A 25,142-nucleotide genomic window follows, 5' to 3' on the forward strand; every position below is an offset into this window, starting at 1 on the left:
ACTGATAGTAATGATTTCTGAGTCAGATAATTTTGCATTCAGGATATGCCGTCGTCTGGTAACTTCTGGAGGTGCAAACTGATGATACAATTCGTCAATAATAACGTAAGCGGTTAAAATAAAGTCTTCAAAAGTTGCAATAACAGTGGTATTATTATCTTGGAACTTCAACATAATGATGCCTCCTTTCGCTGTATTACCTACAAATAGGATAGCACATTTTGTTGAAGTTTCTTTATATTTTATTTTATCTAGCACAACAAGTTAATTTATGTGGGAGGAAGAACAAATGGCAAAATTTAAGGAATATGATGTACAGGAGATAGATGCTTTGTGCAATCTTGGAAAGGCACTTTCGTCACCTATAAGAATTGAAATTTTACAGTTATTATATGAGAAGGGGATGATTATCGGAGACATTGCAAAAGAACTCGATTTACCTGCTTCCAGTACAGCATTTCATGTGAATATTCTGGAACAGGCGGGCTTGGTGCAAATGGAACGACAACCAGGTAACAGAGGTACTGCAAAATTTTGTAGGATAAAGGCGGATTTTATTACTGTGAATCTCATTAAAAAAAATACGGATATTGATGAGATTTTCAGTACAGAAATGCCTATAGGTGCCTTTTTTGATTGCAAAGTGACTCCTACTTGTGGATTGTACGGACCGAATGGACATATTGGATATGAAGATTCGGAAAAGAGCTTTTATTGTCCGGACAGAATTAATGCTGGAATTATCTGGAGTTCATCCGGATATCTGGAATATAAATTTCCTAACGGAATTCCACAGAAAAGAATTGCAAAGAAATTATCTTTGTCTATGGAAATCTGTTCTGAAGCATCTGGATATAATGAAGATTGGAAATCGGATATTACAATTTGGATTAATGGAAAAGATATAGGAACGTGGACATGCCCAAGCGATTTTGGTTCAAGGAGAGGAAGATTAAATCCCCCCTCATGGCCTAATGGAAGTACACAGTATGGTTTGCCGATGATATGGGAAGTGCGCAAGGAGGGGACTTATCTGAATGGAGAATATTTGGGAGATATCACAATAGAACAGTTGGAAATTATGAAGCAATCCTATATTACGGTGCGTGTGGGAAATAAATCTGGAGCGCAATATGAAGGAGGCTTTAATATTTTTGGAAAACACTATGGAGATTACAATCAGGATATTGTACTCACAGTTGAATATTAAGATAAAACATTTGATATGCTAAAAAGAAGCTTTTTGATATAAGGCTTCTTTTTATATTTATGAAACTTATATGGAACCAAAGCAATGAGCAACAAGAGGTTATAATTTAAGTGATAGTTCGTAAATGAAATGCGACTTATGAATGTCTGGCGGTAATATGTTAAACGGGACAATAGTTATAAAAGGAACAGTAAAACTGTATATAAAAAAATAAAAGTATATAATTAAAACAGTAACACTGTTATAAAATAAAAATAAATTAGAAAAATGCACATAAAAACAAAACATTTATATTGACAGATTATGAAAAAGGTGTAATATATACGTATAAGTAACAACATTAATGTAATAAAAGGAGATCTCAAAGTTACTGAAAAGAAAATAAAAACAGTAATCTTGTTTTAATTGACGAAATGAAACAAAATCAGGAGAAGTGTAGAAAAACAAATTTGATAAAAATGTGACAAGGAGGATCTTGAGATGAAGAAAAAACTTTTAAGTGTACTGTTGGCTGGAACAATGCTTCTTTCTATGGGGGTGAACGTATTTGCAGAAGAAACTGCGAAAGATTCTAATGTAAATGAAGATGGAACAGTGAATAATCCAGAAGATGTGAAAGTTGATAAAAATAAGTTGGTTATGTGGTCTTTATTTACCGGTGGTGATGGTGAATATATAAGCAAGATCATTGACGATTATAATGCAGGAAGCCCAACAAAACAGGTACAGCCGATTACGCTGGTGTGGGCAGACTATTATACAAAACTTCAGACAGCAGTAGCAGCAGATAAAGGACCGGATATTGGCCTGTCCCATGCTTCCAAACTTGCAGAACTGGTAGATCAGGGAGTTGTAGAACCTTTGGATGATTATCTGGATGAATTGGGAGTAGATCTTTCTTCTATGTATTCTGAGAATTCACTGGATGCAGTAACTTTTGATGGAGAGATTTATGCGATTCCTCTGGATACACATGCAGAAGTTTTCTATTACAACACAGATATACTGGAAAAAGCAGGAATTGAACTGAATTCCGATGGGAAACTGGATATTAAGAGCGAAGATCAGTTTATGGATATGCTAGATAAGGTAAAAGCAGTTATGGGAGATGGAGAAAGCCCAATTTCATTAACTAATACAGGTGATGATCCATATCGTGTGTGGTGGGCAACCTATTATCAGATGGGTGGAACTCCGATTGTAAATGATGATGGAACAGAAGTAACATTGGATAAAGATATAGCAGTAAAAGCAGCAGATTTTGTGAAAACTCTTTATGACAATGGTTACATTGCATCTGGTATTGATGATCATCAGAAACTGTTTCAGGCGGGAAAAGCAGGATTTATGTTTACCGGTACCTGGGCAGTTGGTGCAATGGAACAGACAGAAGGATTGAACTTTGGTGTGCAGAGTTTTCCACAGCTTTTTGATCAAGATCACTGCTGGGCAGATTCCCACACATTTATTCTTCCTGTAAAAGGTGAAAGGTCTGAGGAAGATACAAAAGCGGCAGTAGAATTTATGGTATCTGCTTCTGAAAATGGCGGGCTTACATGGGCAGAGTCCGGACAGATTCCTGCAAACAAGAATGTTCTTGATAATGATGAATATAAAAAACTTCCGTATAGAGGCAATTACATGGATGAACTGGAAAAAGCGGTTCTTCCGTCTAAGAATCCTCATTTCTATGCAATGAAAGACGGCATGATTCAGAGCTTGGATGCAATTTGGACTGGCAGTGAAGATGTTGAATCTGGAATTGATAACCTTTACGATGAACTGTCTTCGAATTTGGACTAAATATTTGCAAAAGGGAAGTTTTTGTACTTCCCTTTTCTAGAAAAACGTAAAAACTGTCTGAATTTCAGGCGGAAAAGGAGGTAAACCAATTGAGTAAAGAGAGAAAAAGGAAACTATTTCTGACTGCGCTGGCGTTTATGCTTCCATTCTTAATCCTTTATACAGCTTTTACCATATGGCCTATTGTTGAGGGCTTTTATGTAAGCTTGCATAAATGGGGATTGATGGGGAAACAAAGATTTATAGGTTTTGAAAATTACACAAAATTTCTTTCTGACAAAAAATTCTGGATGGCTCTTTCTAATACCTGTAAATTTGTTATAATCACAGTTCCGATTCTGGTGATTTTTGCGCTGATTCTTGCTCTTCTGGCAAATAGAGGTACACGAATGAAAAAAGGTCTCAGAATAGCATATTTTCTGCCGGGTGTCCTGTCTGTTTCAGTTGCATCTTTTGTTGCTAAATATACATTTACACCATATACAGGTTTGGTGAATGGTGTTCTCCATCAGCTTCACTTGATTCCGGCAGATACAGAATTTCAGTTTCTTATGGAGCCTAAACTTGTGTGGGTAACAATTTGCAGTATGACTGTGTGGTGGACGATTGGTTTTAGCATGATGCTTTATATTTCTGCGTTACAGGATATAGATCTTGGACTTTATGAAGCGTCAGCGATTGATGGTGCGAATGCAAGACAGCAGCTTTTTAAAATTACACTTCCTCTTTTAAAACCAACTACATATCTGGTAACACTGCTTCAGTTGATTGCCTGTTTCAAAGTGTTTGGCCAGATTCAGTTAATTACAAACGGTGGTCCGGCTGGCAGTACTAAACCGTTGATTCAGTATATTTATGAGACTGCATTTCAGAAAAATAAGCTGGGATACGCAGCGGCCATGTCATATGTTCTGTTCGGAATCCTTCTTGTTCTTTCTCTTGCACAGATGCTTATACAGAAAAGAGGGGGTGACAGATGATGAAAAAACACATAAAGGCAGGAAAGGTAGTACTGGATATCGTATCTGTAGTTCTGGCTCTGATTTATATCGGACCAATCGTATGGGCGTTTTTTGTATCACTACAACATGAGGGAAAAAAGATCAGCTCAGTTATCAGTTGGTTTACTCCTCCGTACACACTGAAAAATTATAAAGATGTTATTTTTAATTCTTCTGTACCATTATGGTTTATTAACAGTCTTCTGATTGCAGTTTTGGTAACCGCGGCAACCATTATAGTGACTGCAATGGCTGCATATGCATTGGCATTACTTCCATTTAAAGGAAGTAAATTTTTTCTGTTTTATATGATACTTGGAATGATGGTTCCGGGAGAGGCGACTATTGTACCGCTATTTATCACAGTGAAAAGTATGCATATGATAGATAGTTATGCGGGAATGATTCTTCCGACTATTGCAGGATCTATGAATCTTATTATTATGGTAACGTTTTTTAGAGGATTGCCAAAAGAATTACTGGAAGCAGTAGAAATCGATGGCGGAGGAAAGTTAACTACATTTTTTAAGATTGTAATGCCTTTATCAAAGCCGATTATAGCAACCGTCTGCATTTTTACTTTTGTTGGAAGCTGGAATAATTATCTTTGGCCGTTGCTTTGCGCGATGAGTGATAAGATGTTTACGCTTCCGGTAGGTATTCCTACCTTTGCAACGACTTATACAGTGGATTATGTAAAACCAATGACTGCAAGTATGGTTGCATCGTTGCCTATGATCATTCTTTATATTATATTTGAACGTCAGATCGTGGCAGGCATTACGCAGGGAGCTGTCAAAGGATAATAAAATTTGTATTAATCACAGGAGGATAGTTTAAGAATATGAAATGTTATAAAAAAGATTACCCAAGACCACAGTTCGTTAGAGAAAACTGGGAAAATTTAAACGGAGAATGGAACTTTTCATTTGATGATAAGAATTGCGGGGAAAAAGAAAAATGGTATATTTCTTTTCCGGAGGCATTAAAAATCCAGGTTCCCTTTACTTATGAAACAAAACTGAGTGGAATACAGGATGAGACATGCCACAATCAGATTTGGTATCAGAGAAATATCACAGTAAATCAGAGAGAACTTAATGAACATCGTCTGATGCTGCATTTCGAGGGAAGCGATTTTTGTACGAAAGTCTGGGTAAATGGACAGTACGCAGGAGAACATAAAGGTGGATATTCCCGCTTTTCCTTTGATATTACAAATATGGTAAAAGTCGGAGAAAATAGCCTGACCGTGAAAGTGGAGGATTCATTTAATACTCAGCAGCCACGCGGAAAGCAACGTTGGGTGAATGAAAATTTTGGATGCTGGTATGTGCAGACAACAGGAATCTGGAAAACTGTATGGACAGAATATGTACCGGAAACCAGCCTTGAATCTGCGAAAATGACTCCTGTTTTGTCAAAAGGAGTACTGGAATTGGAGTATCAGATAAATGCAGCGGAATGCACATATAAGAAAAAAGTGGAAGTGACCGCTGAAGTCTCTTTTAAAGATATTCTGATCAATCAAACTGTTACCAGAATTGAATCAGATTCAGTGAAAGTTACATTAGATGTTGTTCACAGAGGTGATTGTGGGTTTGAATGGGGGGGAATTCGTCCATGGAGTCCGGAGTCTCCGGAATTGTATGACATTACTTTTAAGGTTGCTGTAGATGGAAAGGTTACAGATATAATTACTTCTTATTTTGCAATGAGAGAAATCCGGATTGACGGACCAAATATTTTATTGAATGGACGTCCGATTTATCAGAGGCTGATTTTGGATCAGGGTTACTGGAAAGATTCTCATTTGACACCACCAAGTGAAGAAGCATTGCTTGAGGATATTGATAAGATTCATGCACTTGGATATAACGGATTGAGAAAACATCAGAAAATAGAGGATGAACGTTTTCTGTACTGGTGTGATGTAAAAGGAATGCTGGTATGGAGTGAAATGGCTGCGACATATGAGTACTCAGATAATGCAGTAGAAGAATTTACACAGGAATGGATAAAAATTGTAAGACAAAACTACAACCATCCATGTATTATCACATGGACTCCTGTAAATGAATCCTGGGGTGTAAGTCAAGTTGAAACTGTACGCACTGAACAGCATTTTACAGAAATGATTTATCATCTTACAAAGAGTATGGATCCATATCGCCCAGTAATTGTAAATGACGGCTGGGAACATACAGTTTCAGATATTATTACTCTTCATGATTATGAAGAAAATGGTGATATTTTCTATAAACGTTATGTGGAATATCAGAAAGAAATCCTTAATTCAGATGTATATCACTGTGGGTTTAAATCTGCAATGGCAAACGGATATACTTACCATGGGCAGCCTGTAATCATCAGTGAATATGGTGGAATTGCATTTAATAATGATGATTCCGGATGGGGATATGGAAATAAAGTAAATACAAAGGAAGAGTTCATTAAACGTTTTGATGATATTACAACAGCAGTGAAAAAGCTTCCATATTGTTGCGGATTTTGCTATACTCAGGTGACAGATGTTCAACAGGAGATTAATGGTCTGATGGATATTGACCGTAATTTTAAAGTTGATCCAAAAGTAATCAGGGAAATTAATGAACGCAGAGTTGGTTATTGGAGAGCCTGATAGATAGTCTGAAAAATGAAAAAATAGTTTGTTGCGATAAAAGTGATAAAATTAGAATAAAGAAAGAGAGTCCTTTGCTGTCGGGTGAGGGACTTTTTTTCTTTTATATATTTTATGGTAGAAAAGCCCTTTTTTCTGTGATAAGATGATATCAATTCGTAGACTAAAAATCAGGCGAATTGATGGAAAAAATATTCGAAAGCATATAGAAAGAGAACGGAGTTGAAAAGGTGGGACCAAAGGGGACGGAGTTTTTGACTTTTTTACTGTCACAGATGGATTAAAACTCTGTCTCAGGGTGTCGGGCACTCGAAATTGGTCATCCTGAAAGCCACAGACAGTATCATCTCCGGTGCCGCAGACTTCTTCGTAGCCCTCATAGCCATCTACAAAGAAAAAAGTCCGATCATAGTAATGCTGTTGGCGTGTGCGGCAGTATTTATTGTGGAGCGGATTCGGGTATTTATCTGAAAAAATAAATTAAGACAAATGAACTATAAAAGGGGAAAATCTTTTCTGAGAAAATGAGAGTATTTCTTACAGATTGGATTTTCTCTTTTTATATTGTAGGGTGAAATTATTCAGGTTATAATAAAAAAAAGAAAAATTTATCCGCTGGTCGTCAGATTTGGATCTCCGGTATGACAGAGTCTTTTCTATTATTGATATTCAGGAAAAGAACATGCAGAAATGGGGAAGAATTCTACCATTTTATCAGAACGTGCAAAAGGAGGGAATTGTTCTTTGGAAGGCAGCCTGAGAGAACTTGCAGGTTATCGGATGAAAAGAGCAGAAGAAAAATTCGGTCGGTGAGATATCCATTTTGCTATAAAAGCTATTATTACGTATATAAAGGCTAAATATGAGAAAAAAATGTAAGCAATTTATAAAATCACTTGTTTGGTGGTCATTTTTTCTTTTCTGGTGGCTATTGTATGGTATATGGCCGGAGCTTCATCCTGCAGCTATACAGTTACTGTGACTGTTGGAAGATATAATTTTATTTAATCAAGGAGCGAACAGCAGAGGTGTTGGTGACGCAGAAGATTATGAAAACTGGAATCCTTTATACCGATATGGATTAATGAACGAAAAAGCACGAAATGCTACGTGGCGTGCATATATGGATGGATATTACATTTTTCAGATAGCAATGCTTATATTTACAATAGGAGCAGTCGTGCTTAGAATCTTCATAGCAGTGTGGGGATTTCTTCATATCATAATTGTGATCAGAAGAATATGGTTTGTATACTTTATTATGATTATTATAGGATGGGTATCAGTAGATATTTATTATAGAGTGATCTATACAAAATATGCAAGGTACGCAAGAATCTATAAAAGAAGCTACCGAGATATATACAAACCAGAAAAAGTAAGACAAGCCATATTATCTGCTTTTGAAAGAAATGCTTCAACAACATCCAAAAAGATATACTGGGATAAGTATGGGCGGAAGTTCTGGGATTTTTATGAAAAGCCGGAAGGAAAAAATCTGAGTATCCTTGCTTTGGCTGAGATGTCGATGATGACTAATAAAGATGTCTATCAAATAAAAAAAGCATTTCGAAAGTTCAGGCGAAGCAAACAGGAACAAGATCCTGGAATGAAAGAAATATACGGTGTCTTCTGGTTTGATGTGAAAGATATAAGCTGGGGCATGGAAAACAAGTTGTTTGAGTTGGCCAAAGTGCTGAAAAAAGATTACATCCTGATTGCCGTATATAACCGAAAAGAGCAGAAGGTAAAGCTCATGCCACCATTTCTCCACTCTAAGCAGAAATATAAATATGTTCGGATGCGTAGGGAGTTGTTGGATATAGTTGAGATGGTAGAGGAAAAGGAAGAAGTTTAACTGAATTAAGGAAGTCCTCTGCTTCAATTGTGAAAAGCAATAAGCAGGGGACGGATGACAAAGATATTCCAGACTTTGTAAGAAAAGGGGTTTTTATACATATGTTTTCAACGGTTGTAAAGCTTTTGGTCATTATGGGAAGCCTTATTCTTAATATTGGAATTCTCAGAAACAGTTATGAATATCTTGGTCTGCTTATAGGTACAAAGATACCGGCTTTTCATTGGGTGATAAATTCGGGACTGTGGAGTTTAAACATAATGTGGCCGGTATTGACCTTATATATCATGACCATCCGTGATAATAAAAGAAAATACGTTGTGGCGGATGTTTATAATGACACGAATCCATTTTATGTGAAAAATCTGTTGAAGAAGCCTTTGATATTATATGATGGAGAAAATGCTAAACTGAAAGATTTTGCATTATTGCAGAGAATCATGATTACCTGGATGATCGCGTTCGAGAGTTATGTCATATTCTGCTGGTTTTATCCGGAATGTGTATTGCCTTTTGTGGTGTTTCTTTTTACGGCATTTTCCTTTGTGGCAGCCATGGTTAAAATATGGGTATATATCAAGTATGTAAAAATCTATAAACAATGTTTTCGGTATATGGAAAATGAAGAAGGAATCTGGATGCCGTTTCGTTTTATGAGTCAAAGAATACAACTCAGTTCAGAAAAGGGAAAATGGTACTTTCCTACGCAGTTACAGAATAAAGAAATGTTGCAGAACAATGTACAGAAATGTGGTTATACCTATATAGACAGTTATTGCAGGAATGAACATGGGCAGATAGATTTTTATTCCAGAGAAAAAGAGAATGCAGTCTGGCTTTATGTTCAGATAAACATAGGTTATATGAAAGGAAAAGATCTGCATTTTCTGGATGAGAGTTTTGAGTATTACTGGAAAACATATATGACGCCTGAAAAACAGAAGAAGGAAATATATTTTCTGGCTGTTTTTGCAGTGGGATGTAATACCAGAACATCGGATTACTTTACAGATACGGGCTGGGGAATTGATATGGATAAAAAACGGTACCGTATAGCAGCTGTATATAATACGGAAGAGAACAGCATTCAGATAGTACCAGTATACAATGCATCAGAATACAAGGGACAGTATGAAAAAATGAATCAGGAACTGCAAAAACTGGCAGAGGTGAAAGCAGAACTATAAAATGGATGAGGTGAAAACTGTATGATAACAGTAATAGAAATTTGTGTCCTTACATATTTCATGACCTATGTTTTTCTGTTCATGGGTTCTTATGGAAATGCTACGTATGTTATGGCATTGCTGGTAGCGGGTATTCTTTCTTTAAGAGGGATGAATACGGGAAAAGGGTACCGGCAGGCGGACAGGTTTGATGAATTAAATCCTCTGTATTCCATGGGATTTATGCGGGAGAAATCGAAGCATTCCAAGTGGGGTGCATATCAGAAAGGAATTTTTTTCTGGCAGATGATGACCTTGTGTATAGTTGGTATAACAATGATAGCTCTGTTTTTGGCTCATGGTACGAACTTGGATAATAAACCTATAGTGTATGGGATGTATGTCTGGATGACCATAGATGCTCTTGAAAGAATTTATGTTGTAATTGTCATTGGATATATAATTACAAGGATTTATTATGCTGTGATCTATAACAGAAGTTTCCGATACTACGCAGGAAGGGATAAAATCTGGAAGCCATTCAGTTTCATAGGCCAGGATTATTATCTTAACTGGCCGAAAGAACTGAAAACTTTGCCACGGAACTGTGCTAGCGTATATCAATACGAAGAAAACGACAATGTAAAAGAAAATATAAAGAACTCCTGTGCATCGGATGGCTATGAAAAAGTTTGTGAATTCGACTTTTCAGGCCAGGGAAAGGTTATTTTTTATAAGAAAACAGAAATATCAGAAGTTCATATATTATGTATTGCAGAAACAGAAATTCTGAAAGACGAACATACAAAACAGCTGAATGATTTTTTCGGAGAACTTTGGAAAGATAATCTTGATGAAGAAGAGAAAAAACAGCCAATATATTTTACATTTGTAATTTTCTGCAGAAGAACAGATTCACTGCTTGCAAAACAGATTCTGGAAGAGGCAAATGGGCTGCTCATGTACAGGAACCGATACCGCCTGGGGGCGATATTCAATGAAAAAAGCGGCGAATTAAACATTAAACAGGTATCCCCCAAGTCGCACTACAAAAATATATACCGCAAGATGTCCGGAGAACTGAGACGTTTTGCCGGGGGAGATACAGAAATATAACAGAGGTATAATATGTCAGGAGGGAGCTACAAAAAGCTCCCTCCATTTCCATTTATTCACCTAAAAACCCAAGATCAATTTCCCCATCAAACACCGTAGTTGCCGGACCGGTCATGTATACAAGGTTTTCGTCTCTTTCCCAGGAGATGTTTAAGTCTCCGCCAAGGAGCTGTACGGTCACCGGTTTGCTGCCGTCAACTTTGTCGTTGAGGATGGAAGCTACTGTGACTGCACAGGCGCCGGTGCCGCAGGCGAGAGTCTCTCCGGAGCCGCGTTCCCAGACACGCATTTTAACGGTGTGGCGGTCGATCACCTGAACAAACTCGGTGTTGACCCTGTCAGGGAAGCAAACGTGATTCTCAAAGGACGGACCAATTTTTTCCAGGTCAAGGCTGTCCACATCATCTACGTAGATGATAGCATGAGGATTACCCATGGAAACTGCAGTCATATGATACTCTTTTCCGTCAACGGTGATGGGAGCGTTGATCACCTGCTCGGTCTCGGCAACCACCGGGATCTCTTTTGCAGTGAGGATCGGGGAGCCCATGTTGACTTTTACCATGGAAGCCTTGCCATCGCGGATCGTAAGATCTACATATTTAATACCGCTTCTTGTGGCAATGCTTAAAGAAGTTTTGTCCACAATGCCGTGGTCGTAGACATATTTGGCAACGCAGCGGATACCATTTCCGCACATGGCTCCCTGGGAACCGTCCAGGTTGTACATATCCATCTCGCAGTCCGCAATCTCAGACGGGCGGATCAGGATCAGGCCGTCGGAACCGATGCCAAAGTGGCGGTCGCTGACAAATTTTGCCACTGCGGCAGGATCTTTGACAGTCTCCTCAAAACAGTTTACATATACATAATCGTTTCCAATGCCGTGCATTTTCGTGAATTTCATAATGATAACCTCCTTATTCCTGAATATTATACTTGCTTTTTCCGGAGGAACACAAGCCCCTGCCGGAAAAATATACCAGTTTCTTCCTCAGATATTATAGTATACTGGATAATTGTTATCGAAAAGTGAATTTTCCCGCAGATTGACAGAAAAAATACCGGGATTTATAATATTTTCATAACGCTCACGAGAAGGGGGAAAAGTACATGAAAAGAAAGAACATCTGGCTGAAAAAAGCACTGGCAGTTTCCATATGCGCGGCGATGGCGATTCAGCCTGCTGTAACATTTGCGGAAGATTTTTCGGAAGAAAGTGTTCAGGAAGCCACCGGGGAAGTGGATGAAGAAACCGAGATCGGAGATGCGGCGGTAAAAGAACCGGAAGTTACAGAAGAACCGTCAGAGGAAATGCCGGAGGAACCAGCAGAGGATACCGAAATTCCGGACGTTGTGGAGGAACTGCCGGAAAACGAAGATTCACAGGTGGAGGATCTGGAGCCTGATGCAGCTGCAGAAAGTGATATGGACGATGAGGATGATCTTTTTTCCGACGGAGAAACTCCGGATGGAGAAGAAAAACAGGGTACCTGTGGAAAAGGTGTAAACTGGACATTGAAAGATGGAATTCTCACGATTTCCGGAAATGGGGAGATGGAAGATTTTTATGTTGTCACAGATTTATTTACCGGTGAGATAACCGAATCAAATGTTTCCGGCTGGGATGATTATAAAGATGAGATAACAGAAGTTTATGTAGAAGATGGTGTTACCTATATCGGAACGGAAGCGTTTATGAATTGTTCCAATCTGAAAAAAGCAGTGGTGGGAAATACGGTAAAAACCATTCAGAGAGATGCTTTTGCCGGTACTCCGTCGTTAACCGATCTGACTCTTGGTAATTCCCTGGAAATGATCGGAGAAGAAGTATTCTGGGGATCCGGACTGACTACATTGGTGTTGCCGCCAAGTGTGACGAAATTGTACGGAACAAGCCTTACCGGACTGTGGAATCTGCAGGCTTTTGAGATGACTGGAAAAGGTGTTTACAGTACCAGCGATGGCATTCTCTATAAAGACAATGGTAAAACATTATATGCTTTTCCGGGCGGCCGTGAGGGAGAATACAGGATTCCGGGAAATGTGACAAGTATCGGGGAAAGTGCTTTTTCCTACACAAATCTTACGAAAGTAACCATTCCCAATACTGTGAAGAAGATGGGATCAGATATATTTATCCGCGCGGAGAAACTGACCACGTTGATTTTTGAAAAAGGAATAAAAGAGATTCCGGATAGCTGCTGTTTTGGAGCAGCCGCGCTGACCAAGGTGGTAATTCCGGAGGGAGTTACCAGCATCGGAGATTCAGCTTTCTGGGGTTGCACTGCCCTGAAAGAGGTAACAATCCCTTCCACAGTTACAAAAATTGGAGACAGTTTCGAAAGCACCACCAAACTTAAATTTGCAGGCGGCGGATTTCAGACAATTGAGGATGGAACTTACGTCAGCGGTGTAAAAGTAAACGTTCGTGCACAGGAATGTTATACAAAAGCCTTTGAAGTACTGAATCTGGTAAATAAGGAAAGAAAAAAACGCGGCCTGAAGGCACTGACCATGGATAAAAGCCTTCTTGAAACCGCAATGATGCGAGGATTTGAGAATGTACTTTACTGGGATCATACAAGACCCTGTGGAAAAGTATGCTTCACTGCCAATTCCAAAATGCACGGAGAAAACATCGCAGCCGGTACGACTACTGCATCCGCTGTAATGAATATGTGGATGAATTCCGAAGGCCATAAGGCAAACATTCTGGGAGAAGATTACCAGAGCATCGGAATCGGATGTGTATGCTACAATGGTTACTATTACTGGGTACAGTGTTTCAGCTATGACGGAGCAGATAAGGCAACATCATCTTCATACAAAGACAAAACAAACGACCGCAAAATCGTCGTAAGCAAAGACAAAGAATACTACAGAGCTTCTCTGAACGTTTCCGCAACTTCCCTCAAAAAAGGCCAGACAGCAACCGCAACTGTTCTGTGGGATGGTATGCCGATGAAAAATACGGGAGTTGTGATGAAATCTTCCAATACATCCGTATGCACCGTGAAGGGTGGAAAGATCACAGCTGTAGGTGCAGGAACAGCAACCATCAAGATGTATTTTGCAGGATATGAAAACGGAGCTTCCACCAGAAAAATAACAGTAACCGATCCATCGGTTGCCAGACTGACGTTTAATCCAAACGGCGGCACAGTAACCACAAAAACCAAGAATGTCAAGATAAAGGCAAAAGCAGGAACACTGCCGTCTCCGTCAAGAAAAGGCTATACCTTCACAGGCTGGTACACAGCAAAAAGCGGAGGCACAAAAGTAACAGCCGAAACAAAAATATCCAAAAGCCAGACACTGTATGCACATTGGACAAAGACCGCTGTTTCAAAGGCCGTGATCAGCAAGCTGACAAACACAGCCGGACAGAAACTGAATGTATCCGTAAATACAATCAAAGGTGTCCGTGGTTATCAGTTTATATATGCAGAAAAAAGTAATTTCAGTGGGTATAAAAAAGTAAATTCATCAAAACCGTCTGTGGTACTTTCCAATCTGAAGAAAAATAAAACCTACTATGTAAAAGTACGGGGATTCAGAAAAGATTCTGCGGGAAATTACGTATATGGAACATACAGTACTGTGAAAAAAATCACGGTAAGAAAATAGGAAAATCGAGGTTATGGTGTTTCTGTGCTTGCATTTTATGAAAAACATGGTATCATAAAACAAAGCAGTATGCATAAATATGTATAATTATTCCTGTACATTACGAACCGGGCCGACGGAAAATGAGAGAGACATAACGTAAAGTACACAGAAACAGGAGGAAAAAAAGAAATGAAAAGAAAACTTATGGCACTTGCACTTGCAGCAGCAATGACAGTATCCATGACATCCGCTGTTTTTGCAGCAGATGAGATCAAAAGCGTAGATGACCTTACCGGTAAAAAAATCGGTGTTCAGCTTGGAACAACCGGTGACGCAGACGCTACAGAGGTTAAGGACGCAACAGTAGAGAGATACAACAAAGGTAATGACGCTGTTATGGCTCTCAAACAGGGTAAGATTGACTGCGTAGTGATCGACAGCGAGCCTGCTAAGAAATTTGTTGAGAAAAACGATGATCTTGAGATCGTTGAGGATATTTTTGATAAAGAGGAGTATGCGATCTGCCTTTCCAAAGATAATGCAGACCTTACCAAAGAGTTTAACGAGGCTCTGAAGGAGCTGAAGGATGACGGAACTCTGGATTCCATCAGAGATAACTATATCGGTGATGATGCAGGTAAGACACCATATGAGACTCCTAAGGATGCAGATCACTCCAAGGGAACTCTTACCATGGCAACAAACGCAACCTTCCAGCCATACGAATATTACGACGGAGATAAGATCGTAGGTATTGATGCTGATATCGCTCAGGCTGTCTGCGACAAGCTTGGATATGAGCTGAAGATCGAGGATATGGAGTTTGATGCGATCGTAAATTCTGTTAAATCCGGAAAAGCTGATTTCGGTGCTGCAGGAATGACAGTAACAGAGGATCGTAAAAAGAGCGTTGATTTCACTGATCCGTACACAACTGCAGAGCAGGTTGTTATCGTAAAGAAATAATTTTGTACAGAGAAATCAGAGGATTCTGAACGGATAAGCTGAGAAACAGATATTCGTTGCAGAATTCAGTAGCGAATGATCAGGTTCCGGATATCCGGGTATGTTTTCCGGATTTCGGAACCTGTAGTTTTGGAAAGGGTGGAAATTTTGAGTCTTATTGAACAGTTTCAGTTTAACTTTCTGGACGACAATCGCTGGCAGTTCATTTTGTCCGGTCTGAAAAATACCATCATCATTACTTTTTTTGCTGTACTTCTTGGTATTTTTCTGGGATTTGTCATTGCTATTGTCCGTTCTACACATGATAAGACAGGTAAGCTTAAGATCCTTAATGTGATCTGTCGTGTTTATCTGACCGTGATCCGTGGCACACCAACGATGGTACAGCTGCTGATCGTATTTTATGTTATTTTTGCGACCATAGATCCGGGTAAGATAGTCGTTGCCATTATCGCTTTTGGTATGAACTCTGCTGCATACGTGGCTGAGATCGTCCGTTCCGGTATCATGTCTATTGATCAGGGACAGTTTGAGGCAGGACGGAGCCTGGGTCTTAACTATACACAGACTATGATCAAGATCATTCTTCCGCAGGCGGTCAAGAACATCCTGCCGGCCCTGGGAAATGAGCTGATCGTACTTTTGAAGGAGACATCCATCAGTGGTTATATCGGACTTATGGATCTGACCCGTGGCGGAGACATTATCCGAAGCCAGACCTACAGTGCACTGTTCCCGCTGCTGGTAGTAGCTGCGATCTATCTTGTGATCGTTTGCTTCCTTACCTATCTGGTAGGAAGACTTGAAAGGAGGCTGAGAACCAATGAGCGTAAGTAATGAAGTGCTTCTGGATGTACAGGGACTTGAAAAGGCATATGGCAGCAATCAGGTTCTCAACGGGATCACCACACAGATCCGCAGAGGTGAAGTAGTAGCCATCATCGGACCGTCCGGCTGTGGTAAATCCACATTTCTCCGTTCTCTGAATCTTCTTGAGGAGCCAACCGGGGGAAAAATTCTCTTTGAGGGAACCGACATCACAGATCCGAAGGTGGATATCAACCGTCACCGTCAGAAGATCGGAATGGTATTCCAGCAGTTCAATCTGTTTCCGCATAAGACGGTAAAAGAGAACATCATGCTCGCACCGGTAACTCTGAACCTTATGAGTAAGGAAGAGGCAGAAAAAACGGCACTGGAGCTTCTGAAACGAGTAGGTCTTCCGGATAAGGCGGATTCCTATCCGGATATGCTTTCCGGTGGCCAGAAGCAGCGTATTGCCATTGCGAGATCTCTTGCCATGAATCCGGATGTGATGCTGTTTGATGAGCCGACATCCGCACTTGACCCGGAGATGGTCGGAGAGGTTCTGGAACTGATGCAGGAGCTTGCAAAATCCGGCATGACCATGGTTGTGGTAACCCATGAGATGGGATTTGCCCGTGAGGTGGCAACCAGAGTTCTTTTCATTGATGAAGGAAAGATCCAGGAGGAGAATTCCCCGAAAGAATTTTTTGCAAATCCGAAGAATAAACGACTTCGGGAATTCCTTTCAAAAACATTATAAATTCGAATTACGCCGAACTGATATTTTCCATGTCCTGTACAGAAATGCAGGAGGAAAATATCAGTTTTTTTGTGGTATGACAGCTTCTGAAATGGAAAGTATGTTATAATAATCAGAGAAAAAAGGGTTTTACAGCAAAAAACTAAGGGGGAAAAACTATGACTATTTACACAGGAAAAGATTATCAGGATGTAAGCAGAAAAGCAGCCAATATCATGTCTGCACAGATTATTATGAAACCGGATGCGGTTCTCGGACTTGCTACCGGTTCCACACCGGTGGGCATGTATGCACAGCTGGTGGAGTGGTACAAAAAAGGAGATCTGGATTTTTCAAAAGTGACAAGTGTGAATCTGGATGAATATAAGGGACTTTCCGGTGACAATGACCAGAGTTACCGTTATTTTATGAATCAGAATCTCTTTGACCATGTAAATATTGACAAGGAGAGAACCTTTGTGCCTGACGGGCTGGAAGAGGACAGTGATAAGGCGTGTGCACAGTATAATGAAATCATCCGGAAAACCGGCGGTGTGGACATGCAGCTTCTTGGTATCGGCGGAAACGGGCACATCGGATTTAATGAACCGGGAGCGGCTTTTGAGAAAGAAACCCATTGTGTGGATCTGACAGAAAGTACAATCAAAGCCAACGCAAGATTCTTTGAGAGTATGGATGAGGTTCCAAAACAGGCCTACACTATGGGAATCAAGAACATTATGGCAGCAAAAAAAATCCTCCTTATGGCAACGGGAACTTCCAAGGCAGAAGCCCTGTACAATTCCCTGTACGGACCGATCACACCGAATGTTCCGGCATCTATTCTGCAGCTTCATCCGGATCTCACGGTTGTGGCAGATGAGGATGCACTGAGCCTGATCCGTGAAAAAGGACTTTTATAGAGGAAGCGCAGAGAGGGGCAAAAAAGTTATGATTATCCGAAATGGAAATGTTTTTCAGGAAGATGGCAGCTTCCGGAAAATGGATCTTTATGTAGAAGACGGGAAACTTGTATCCGGTGAGGCGGAAGTTTCTGATAAAGAAGAAATTGACGCTTCCGGACTGAAAATCTTGCCGGGACTTGTGGACATTCACAGCCATGGTGCGGTCGGACATGATTTTTCAGACGCAGATGCGGCCGGCCTGAAAAAAATTCTCCAGTATGAAAAAGCTCACGGAGTTACTTCCTACTGTCCTACATCTATGACACTTCCCATGGATGAGCTGATCCGGATTTTTGCTTCCGCAACAGAAGTGGAGCAGGATAAGAGCTGCGCCAGGATTGTGGGCCTGAATATGGAAGGACCGTTTTTGGATCCTGCGAAAAAGGGGGCACATGTGGAGGAATACATCCGCAAACCGGACATTGAATTTTTCCGGGAATGTCAGAACGCTTCCGGTGGAAGGATAAAGGTTGTGACTGTGGCTCCGAATATGGAAGACGCAGAGGAGTTTATTGAAACGTTTAAAGATGATGTGGTGATTTCCATCGGCCATACAGGTGCGGATTATGACTGCGCGGCAAAAGCCATGGAAAAGGGTGCCCATCATGTAACCCATCTGTACAATGCCATGAATCCGCTGGGACACCGTGCGCCTGGAGTGATCGCAGCAGCGGCAGATGATCCGCTGTGTATGGCGGAGATGATCGGAGATGGAATTCATATTCATCCGGCAGTAGTAAGAAATACATTCCGGATGTTCGGGGAAGAACGGATTGTACTGATCAGCGATTCCATGATGGCGGCAGGAATGGAAAATGGTGTTTATGAGCTGGGCGGCCAGAAGGTGATTATGAATAACCGGAAGGCGGTTCTTGAGGATGGCACCATTGCCGGTTCCGCAACCAATCTCTATGAATGTATGCAGTGCGTGATCGCAATGGGTGTGCCGGAGCGTACGGCGATTTTTGCGGCCACCAGAAATCCTGCAAAGAGCATTGGCATCTATGGAGAGGTGGGCTCTCTTGTGCCTGGAAAACGGGCGGATATGGTACTTGCAGATGAGAAGCTGAATATTGTGAGGGTGATCTGATCGAATCAGATAAAGAAGGACAGAGAATAAGGCTCCGGTTCCCGGGAAAGCAGAATGAGAATATTCGCTTTATCCCGGGAACCGGAGCCTTGTTTTTGTTTTTGGGGGCTGGTAGCTGAGTTTATTCTTCAGCAGCGCCCTGTGCGGCTTTCATTTCGTTGTAACAGTATTTGATGATGGATTTTCTGGTTATGATTCCGATAAAGGCTCCCTGGTCATCCACAACTGGCACGAAGTTCTGATTGATGGCGCGGTCCAGGAGATCTTCCATATTGGAATCTGCGTGGACCGGTTTATAGGTGGCACGGCGTGGAATTGCCATGATGGGAACGCCCTCTGTTTCCTTGATATCGTGAATGTCTGCCCGGCGCATGCCCCAGAGAAGGTCGCCCTCTGAGATGGTGCCGAGATATTTGCCGTCCATGGTGAGAATGGGAATACAGGAGTACTTGCGGTGCTCCATTTTTTCAAGGGTCTGGCGAAGGGTCTCATCTTCGAAGATGTAGGCGACTTCGCTTTTGGGAATCAGAAAAAACAGAATGTTCACGTTATTACCTCATTTCCGCAAAAATTATAAATAAATCTGCAAGATGTTTTAGAGAAGCTGAAGTCCGTGTGCTTCTGCAGCATCTGTGATTTCTTTTGGCCAGAGAGATACATGTACTTCTCCGATGTGTGCTTTACGCAGGAAGAACATACAGATTCTGGACTGTCCGATACCACCACCGATGGTGTACGGAAGCTCTTTGTTCAGGATGGCTTTCTGGAAAGGAAGTTCTCTTCTGTCATCGCAGCCTGCCTCGGTAAGCTGGCGGTCAAGTGCGTCCTCGTCAACACGGATTCCCATGGAGGAAAGTTCAAGTGCAATGTCAAGTACCGGATAGTATACAAGGATATCGCCGTTCAGTTCCCAGTCATCGTAGTCCGGGGCACGTCCGTCGTGGCGCTCTCCGTTTGTAAGAGTTTTTCCGACTTTCATAAGGAATACGGCACCTTTTTCACGGACGATCTTGTATTCACGTTCCTTCGGTGTGCAGTCCGGATACATGTCAAGAAGCTCCTGTGTTGTAATGAAGAAGATGTCCTTCGGAAGGATTTCTTCGATGTAGTCGTACTGTACAGCCATATATTTCTCAGTTTTACGAAGGACACTGTAGATGGTGCGTACGGTCTCCTTGAGAGTCTCCATGGAGCGCTCTTCCTTGGAGATGATTTTTTCCCAGTCCCACTGGTCTACGTAAACAGAGTGGATATTGTCCAGATCTTCATCGCGGCGGATCGCTACCATATCTGTGTAGAGGCCTTCACCGTGAGAAAAACCGTATTTTTTCAGAGCGTAGCGTTTCCATTTCGCAAGGGAGTGTACGATCTCGGCGTTGCTGCCTTCGATAGCCTTGATATCAAAGCTTACCGGGCGCTCTACACCGTTAAGATTGTCATTAAGGCCGGATTCCGGTGCTACAAATGTTGGAGCGGATACTCGGAGAAGGTTGAGCTTCTGGGAGAGTGTCTGCTGGAAGAAATCTTTTACTGTTTTGATCGCAATCTGTGTGTCATGGAGGTTCAGGTCTGCATGATAGGTTGCGGGGATTGTGATTGTGTTCATTATCGCTTCCTCCTGATGATTTTTTGGCTTGTTGCTCTGTGGGGTATTATAGCAGAAAATGGCCAGGGTGGCAATATAAGGAGGTGTGAAGTCCGGGCCTGGACCAGGGAAAAATACTGGGTATTGAGAGCATGATATGATATACTGAATGTAAATTGTGTAATGCTCGCATTCAGGGACATGCAGCAGGACGAAATGGGAATGTCCGATTGATAAAAATAAATGTAAATGTCCGTTTTAACGGACAGAACGGAGGGAGTTTATGGCAGGTGAGAAGTGTCAGGTTTGTGGCGGCAGGGTTGTAAATGGCAGGTGTTCACTGTGCGGGATGCCTTACAGAAATGATGAAGTACTTTACCATCTTAATGAGCCCCGTGAGGTACATTACAGACATGCTTCCGCCAAAGTGCGGGATATGATGCGGCAGTATGGAGAGACTGTGGATAAAACAGCACAGCGCAGCGGCCGGGTGAAGCAGAGTACGAATATGGGGCGGAATACGAATGCAGGCCGCAATATGAATACGGGACGGAATGCAGGAGTGAACCGGAATCCAGGCGGAAACCGAAATATAGGAAATACAGGAAATGCAGCTGCAACTGTGAAAAAGACCGCACCGGCAGGCAGTACCGTGTATAAAACAACGGCGAACAGAAATCGTACAGAAGTTTTAAATCAGGGGAAAAAGCAGCAGAACGAAGGCCGGAAAAGAAACAGTATAAGCTGGATCATATGGCTTATAGTGGCATTGGTCGCCCTGCTTCCCGAGATATGGGATTTCATCGCAGAATGGTTCCAAATGAATTTGTAAGAATATTTCCGCAGTGAGATCATGCAGTGCTAAAAGTCTGTATTTTTTTGTATACAGAAATATCCCTTTTCTTTTCCTCCCAGCTGTGGTATACTCATGCCTAGCACAATATATAGAGAAAAATCAAGATATAGGTAGAGATAGTACTATATATAGTATTTGGGAGAGATGAGCCATGTTATATGTAATTAAGAAAGACGGAACAAGAGAGGAGTTTAATCCTCAGAAAATCGTGGCTGCCGTGAACAAATCAGCAGAGCGTATTCTTTATACTTTTTCCGATGAGGAGAAGGATTTTATTTGCCGTTTTGCCCAGGAGCATGCGGATTCCCTTGGGAAAAATGAGATCGAGATCCAGGAGATGCATAACATCGTAGAGGGAGCACTGGAGCGTGTAAATCCTGCAGTTGCCAAGAGCTACCGCGATTACCGGAATTACAAGCTGGATTTCATTCACATGATGGATGACGTTTACACCAAGAGTCAGGCCATCCGTTACATCGGCGATAAGAGCAATGCCAATACGGACAGTGCGCTTGTTGCAACCAAGAGAAGCCTGATCTTCAATGAGCTGAACAAGGAGCTTTACCGGAAGTTCTTTATGAACCGTAATGAGCTTCAGGCATGTAAGGATGGTTACATTTACATTCATGATCAGTCTGCACGTCTGGATACTATGAACTGTTGTCTGTTTGATGTGGCAGCTGTTTTAAGCGGCGGTTTTGAGATGGGTAATGTCTGGTATAATGAGCCGAAGACCCTGGATACAGCCTTTGATGTGATGGGCGATATCATCCTCAGCACAGCAGCGCAGCAGTACGGTGGTTTTACCGTTCCTGAAGTTGATAAGATCCTGGCACCGTATGCGAAGAAGAGTTACGATAAATATATTTCCGAATTTCTGAAATACTCTGATGAGAGCTGGAGCGGCCGCGAGGAACGTGCGATCGAGTATGCTCTTGATAAAGTCCGCAGGGATTATGACCAGGGATGGCAGGGAATTGAGTACAAGCTGAATACGGTTGGTTCTTCCAGAGGCGATTATCCGTTTGTTACAGTAACACTTGGTCTTGGAACCGAGCAGTTTGAGAAGATGTGTACGGTTTCTCTTCTTGAAGTGCATCAGGGAGGCCAGGGAAAAGCCGGACATAAGAAACCGGTACTGTTCCCGAAGATCGTATTTCTTTATGACAAAGAGATCCACGGTCCTGGAAAGTGCTGTGAGGATATTTTTGAGGCTGGTGTGGAGTGCTCCTCCAAGACCATGTATCCGGACTGGCTGTCCATGTCCGGCGCAGGCTATATCTCCAGCATGTACAAGAAATACAAAAAAGTCATCAGCCCGATGGGATGCCGTGCTTTCTTAAGCCCGTGGTATGAGCGTGGTGGCATGGAACCGGCAGATGAGAATGATACGCCTGTTTTTGTGGGCCGTTTTAACATCGGTGCGGTAAGCCTTCATCTTCCGATGATCCTTGCCAAGGCCAGAGCGGAGAGCAGAGATTTCTATGAAGTTCTGGATTTCTATCTGGAAATGATCCGTAATCTGCATATCCGTACGTATGAGTATCTGGGACAGATGCGTGCGTCTACCAATCCTCTTGCCTACTGTGAGGGTGGTTTCTACGGTGGACATCTGAAACCGAATGAAAAAATCGGCAAGATCCTGAAGCCGATGACAGCTTCCTTTGGTATTACAGCACTTAATGAGCTGCAGGAGCTTTACAATGGAAAATCCATTGCAGAGGATGGTGCGTTTGCCCTGGAAGTTCTGAAATATATCAATGACAAGGTAAATCAGTATAAGAAGGAAGACGGTTACCTTTACGCAATCTACGGAACGCCGGCAGAGAGTCTCTGTGGCCTGCAGGTAGAGCAGTTCCGTAAGATGTACGGAATTATTGAAGGGGTTTCTGACAGACCATATGTAAGCAACAGTTTCCACTGTCATGTAACAGAGGACGTAACCCCAATCGAGAAACAGGATCTGGAGGGACGTTTCTGGGAGCTTTGCAATGGTGGTAAGATCCAGTATGTACGTTATCCCATCGGCTACAATAAAGAAGCCATCCGTACACTGATCCGCAGAGCCATGGATCTGGGATATTATGAGGGCGTGAACCTTTCTCTTGCATACTGTGACGACTGTGGTCATGAGGAGCTGGAAATGGATGTGTGCCCGGTCTGCGGTTCCAGAAACCTGACGAAGATCGACCGTATGAACGGATATCTTTCCTACAGCCGTGTTCATGGGGACACCCGTCTGAATGAGGCGAAGATGGCGGAGATCGCTGAGCGAAAATCCATGTAAAATATAGGCCGGACAGATTGGCTGAGGTAGAGCTATTTACACAGATATGGCATTATGCTGTATCTGTGTTTTTTTGCGCCGATTTCCGGCATAAAAAATATCCCGCAGAACTGCCGGTAGATTCAGCAGTTTTCTGCGGGATATTGTTATGGAAAAGTGTATTATTTAATGATGGTTCCTGTCTTCTCACAGTATCCGTCTTTGGCGTGAGCCATATCGGTGATGATGGTACGGCGTCCGGTGCCTTTTTCGACGAAGGAAACACCTGCTTCAATCTTCGGAAGCATGGAGCCTGCCGCAAACTGATTGTCTGCGATGTATTTCTGCGCATCTTCTGTGGAGATGGTATCCAGATAAGATTCCTGATCGGTGTTATGGTTAAGGCTTACCTTCTCAACACTTGTAAGAATCATCAGAGTATCTGCGTTCAGTTCCTCTGCAAGAAGTCCTGCTGCACGGTCCTTCTCGATGATGGCGCTGGCACCGTTCAGCTGGGTACCCTGCTCAAGAACCGGGATTCCGCCACCGCCTGCTGCGATAACGATCTGCTCTGCCTGGGAAAGAACCTTCACGGTCTCGATCTCCACGATCTTCTGTGGCTTCGGTGCTGCAAGGATTCTTCTGTACTGTCCTTCCCCTACTTTTGTGACGAAGTTTCCTTTTTCTTCCTCGGCTTCTGCTTCTTCTGCATTCAGGACACGACCGATGATCTTCTCCGGTTCGGAAAATGCTTCATCATATGGATCAATGACAACCTGTGTGAGAATGGTGCTGACAGGTTTATAGATTCCTCTGGAAATAAGTTCCGCACGAATGGCGTTCTGAAGGTCATAGCCGATATAACCCTGGCTCATGGCAGAACATACGGACATTGGTGCAAATGTATAATCAGGATGTGCCTTGCCGAATTCATTCATTGCGGTGTGGATCATCCCTACCTGCGGACCGTTGCTGTGGGAGATTACCACGCGGGTTCCTTCTTCAACCAGGTCTGCGATTGCCTTGGCTGCAAGTCGGGCAGCTGTTTTCTGCTCAGGAAGTGTGGTACCAAGTGCTCGGTGGCCTAATGCAACTACTACGGTTTTTTCGCTCATAGGAAATACCTCATTTCTCTTTAAAATTGGTTACTGTTCAATAGTAACGAGTATTATATTTTATTATAAAAGACCTATGTTGGAAATGCAATAGAATTTTAGATGAATACGGTTTACAGATAGTTGTCCGACCGTGAATTTTCAGACAAGGAAAAACCGCCTGATTCGGTCAGGCGGTTCATTTCCTACTATTTTTTGAGGGGGGAGATAGAGAGTGGTTTTTCATCTATCCAAGATCTATTATATAGAGGAAATATGTTTAAATTATGTCGGTAATCTAAAAGAAATCGAAAATTTATAAAGAAAGTTTAAACAAACTTTATAATTTTTATATCTGGTTGCGCCC

At 41.8% G+C, this 25,142-nt stretch carries 21 protein-coding genes and 1 pseudogene; 17 read left to right on the forward strand and 5 right to left on the reverse strand.

What is annotated here, in order from left to right:
* Positions 1 to 174, reverse strand: a pseudogene (locus KQI39_RS13525) (IS982 family transposase); the annotation flags it as partial.
* A 115-nt stretch (positions 175 to 289) separates the two neighbouring features.
* Here KQI39_RS13525 and KQI39_RS13530 point away from each other — a divergent pair.
* From KQI39_RS13530 to KQI39_RS13570, 9 genes are all read left to right on the forward strand, one after another.
* Complete coding sequence (locus KQI39_RS13530) at positions 290 to 1,210, forward strand: ArsR/SmtB family transcription factor (protein ID WP_216418977.1); 921 nt, start codon at positions 290 to 292, stop codon at positions 1,208 to 1,210.
* Between the two features lie 480 nt (positions 1,211 to 1,690).
* Positions 1,691 to 3,013 carry an ABC transporter substrate-binding protein gene (locus KQI39_RS13535; RefSeq protein ID WP_216418979.1) on the forward strand — a complete coding sequence of 441 codons (1,323 nt, stop codon included), beginning with the start codon at positions 1,691 to 1,693 and terminating at the stop codon, positions 3,011 to 3,013.
* Between the two features lie 89 nt (positions 3,014 to 3,102).
* The gene (locus tag KQI39_RS13540) at positions 3,103 to 3,993 is read left to right on the forward strand and encodes a carbohydrate ABC transporter permease (protein WP_253293195.1); all 891 of its coding nucleotides are present in this window, start codon (positions 3,103 to 3,105) and stop codon (positions 3,991 to 3,993) included.
* Entirely contained in the window at positions 3,990 to 4,820 is an 831-nt protein-coding gene (locus KQI39_RS13545) for a carbohydrate ABC transporter permease (RefSeq protein ID WP_216418982.1), read from the forward strand. Before KQI39_RS13540 ends, KQI39_RS13545 begins: the two co-directional genes overlap by 4 nt.
* Before the next feature lie 38 nt (positions 4,821 to 4,858).
* A complete protein-coding gene (locus tag KQI39_RS13550) occupies positions 4,859 to 6,655 on the forward strand; it encodes a glycoside hydrolase family 2 protein (protein ID WP_216418984.1) in 1,797 nt (598 codons plus the stop codon).
* A gap of 315 nt (positions 6,656 to 6,970) precedes the next feature.
* Complete coding sequence (locus KQI39_RS13555; RefSeq protein ID WP_330654060.1) at positions 6,971 to 7,126, forward strand: hypothetical protein; 156 nt, start codon at positions 6,971 to 6,973, stop codon at positions 7,124 to 7,126.
* A 514-nt stretch (positions 7,127 to 7,640) separates the two neighbouring features.
* Positions 7,641 to 8,513, forward strand: coding sequence for a hypothetical protein (locus tag KQI39_RS13560; protein ID WP_216418986.1), 873 nt, complete (start codon positions 7,641 to 7,643; stop codon positions 8,511 to 8,513).
* Between the two features lie 260 nt (positions 8,514 to 8,773).
* Entirely contained in the window at positions 8,774 to 9,700 is a 927-nt protein-coding gene (locus KQI39_RS13565; protein WP_216418989.1) for a hypothetical protein, read from the forward strand.
* 294 nt (positions 9,701 to 9,994) lie between these two features.
* Entirely contained in the window at positions 9,995 to 10,795 is an 801-nt protein-coding gene (locus tag KQI39_RS13570; RefSeq protein ID WP_216418991.1) for a hypothetical protein, read from the forward strand.
* A 52-nt stretch (positions 10,796 to 10,847) separates the two neighbouring features.
* Here KQI39_RS13570 and dapF read toward each other — a convergent pair whose 3' ends face one another.
* Positions 10,848 to 11,702 carry a diaminopimelate epimerase gene (gene dapF, locus KQI39_RS13575; RefSeq protein ID WP_216418993.1) on the reverse strand — a complete coding sequence of 285 codons (855 nt, stop codon included), beginning with the start codon at positions 11,700 to 11,702 and terminating at the stop codon, positions 10,848 to 10,850.
* A 206-nt stretch (positions 11,703 to 11,908) separates the two neighbouring features.
* Here dapF and KQI39_RS13580 point away from each other — a divergent pair, with 206 nt between their 5' ends.
* The 6 genes from KQI39_RS13580 (at position 11,909) to nagA (ending at position 18,974) form a co-directional block, all read left to right on the forward strand.
* On the forward strand, positions 11,909 to 14,425 hold the full coding sequence (locus KQI39_RS13580) for a leucine-rich repeat protein (RefSeq protein WP_216418995.1): 2,517 nt from the start codon (positions 11,909 to 11,911) through the stop codon (positions 14,423 to 14,425).
* A gap of 171 nt (positions 14,426 to 14,596) precedes the next feature.
* Entirely contained in the window at positions 14,597 to 15,373 is a 777-nt protein-coding gene (locus KQI39_RS13585; protein WP_216418997.1) for a transporter substrate-binding domain-containing protein, read from the forward strand.
* A gap of 144 nt (positions 15,374 to 15,517) precedes the next feature.
* A complete protein-coding gene (locus tag KQI39_RS13590; protein ID WP_059086976.1) occupies positions 15,518 to 16,210 on the forward strand; it encodes an amino acid ABC transporter permease in 693 nt (230 codons plus the stop codon).
* Positions 16,197 to 16,940: an amino acid ABC transporter ATP-binding protein gene (locus tag KQI39_RS13595; RefSeq protein ID WP_216418999.1), complete on the forward strand. Its 744-nt coding sequence runs from the start codon at positions 16,197 to 16,199 to the stop codon at positions 16,938 to 16,940. Before KQI39_RS13590 ends, KQI39_RS13595 begins: the two co-directional genes overlap by 14 nt.
* A gap of 158 nt (positions 16,941 to 17,098) precedes the next feature.
* The gene (nagB, locus tag KQI39_RS13600) at positions 17,099 to 17,842 is read left to right on the forward strand and encodes a glucosamine-6-phosphate deaminase (protein ID WP_148448503.1); all 744 of its coding nucleotides are present in this window, start codon (positions 17,099 to 17,101) and stop codon (positions 17,840 to 17,842) included.
* A gap of 28 nt (positions 17,843 to 17,870) precedes the next feature.
* A complete protein-coding gene (nagA, locus tag KQI39_RS13605; protein WP_216419002.1) occupies positions 17,871 to 18,974 on the forward strand; it encodes an N-acetylglucosamine-6-phosphate deacetylase in 1,104 nt (367 codons plus the stop codon).
* 121 nt (positions 18,975 to 19,095) lie between these two features.
* On the opposite strand, the gene KQI39_RS13610 is transcribed toward nagA, so the two are convergent.
* On the reverse strand, positions 19,096 to 19,521 hold the full coding sequence (locus tag KQI39_RS13610) for a CBS domain-containing protein (protein ID WP_021977908.1): 426 nt from the start codon (positions 19,519 to 19,521) through the stop codon (positions 19,096 to 19,098).
* 48 nt (positions 19,522 to 19,569) lie between these two features.
* Complete coding sequence (gene asnA / locus KQI39_RS13615) at positions 19,570 to 20,580, reverse strand: aspartate--ammonia ligase (protein ID WP_148448506.1); 1,011 nt, start codon at positions 20,578 to 20,580, stop codon at positions 19,570 to 19,572.
* 262 nt (positions 20,581 to 20,842) lie between these two features.
* Between asnA and KQI39_RS13620 the strand changes: the two genes are divergently transcribed.
* Both KQI39_RS13620 and nrdD read left to right on the forward strand, forming a co-directional pair.
* Entirely contained in the window at positions 20,843 to 21,391 is a 549-nt protein-coding gene (locus KQI39_RS13620) for a hypothetical protein (protein ID WP_216419004.1), read from the forward strand.
* A 175-nt stretch (positions 21,392 to 21,566) separates the two neighbouring features.
* Positions 21,567 to 23,702 carry an anaerobic ribonucleoside-triphosphate reductase gene (gene nrdD / locus KQI39_RS13625; protein ID WP_021977905.1) on the forward strand — a complete coding sequence of 712 codons (2,136 nt, stop codon included), beginning with the start codon at positions 21,567 to 21,569 and terminating at the stop codon, positions 23,700 to 23,702.
* Between the two features lie 161 nt (positions 23,703 to 23,863).
* On the opposite strand, the gene arcC is transcribed toward nrdD, so the two are convergent.
* Complete coding sequence (gene arcC / locus KQI39_RS13630) at positions 23,864 to 24,796, reverse strand: carbamate kinase (RefSeq protein ID WP_216419006.1); 933 nt, start codon at positions 24,794 to 24,796, stop codon at positions 23,864 to 23,866.
* Between the last annotated feature and the right edge of the window lie 346 nt (positions 24,797 to 25,142).

It is taken from the genome of Blautia sp. MSJ-36 (assembly GCF_018917985.1).
Taxonomy (GTDB): Bacteria; Bacillota; Clostridia; order Lachnospirales; family Lachnospiraceae; genus Blautia_A.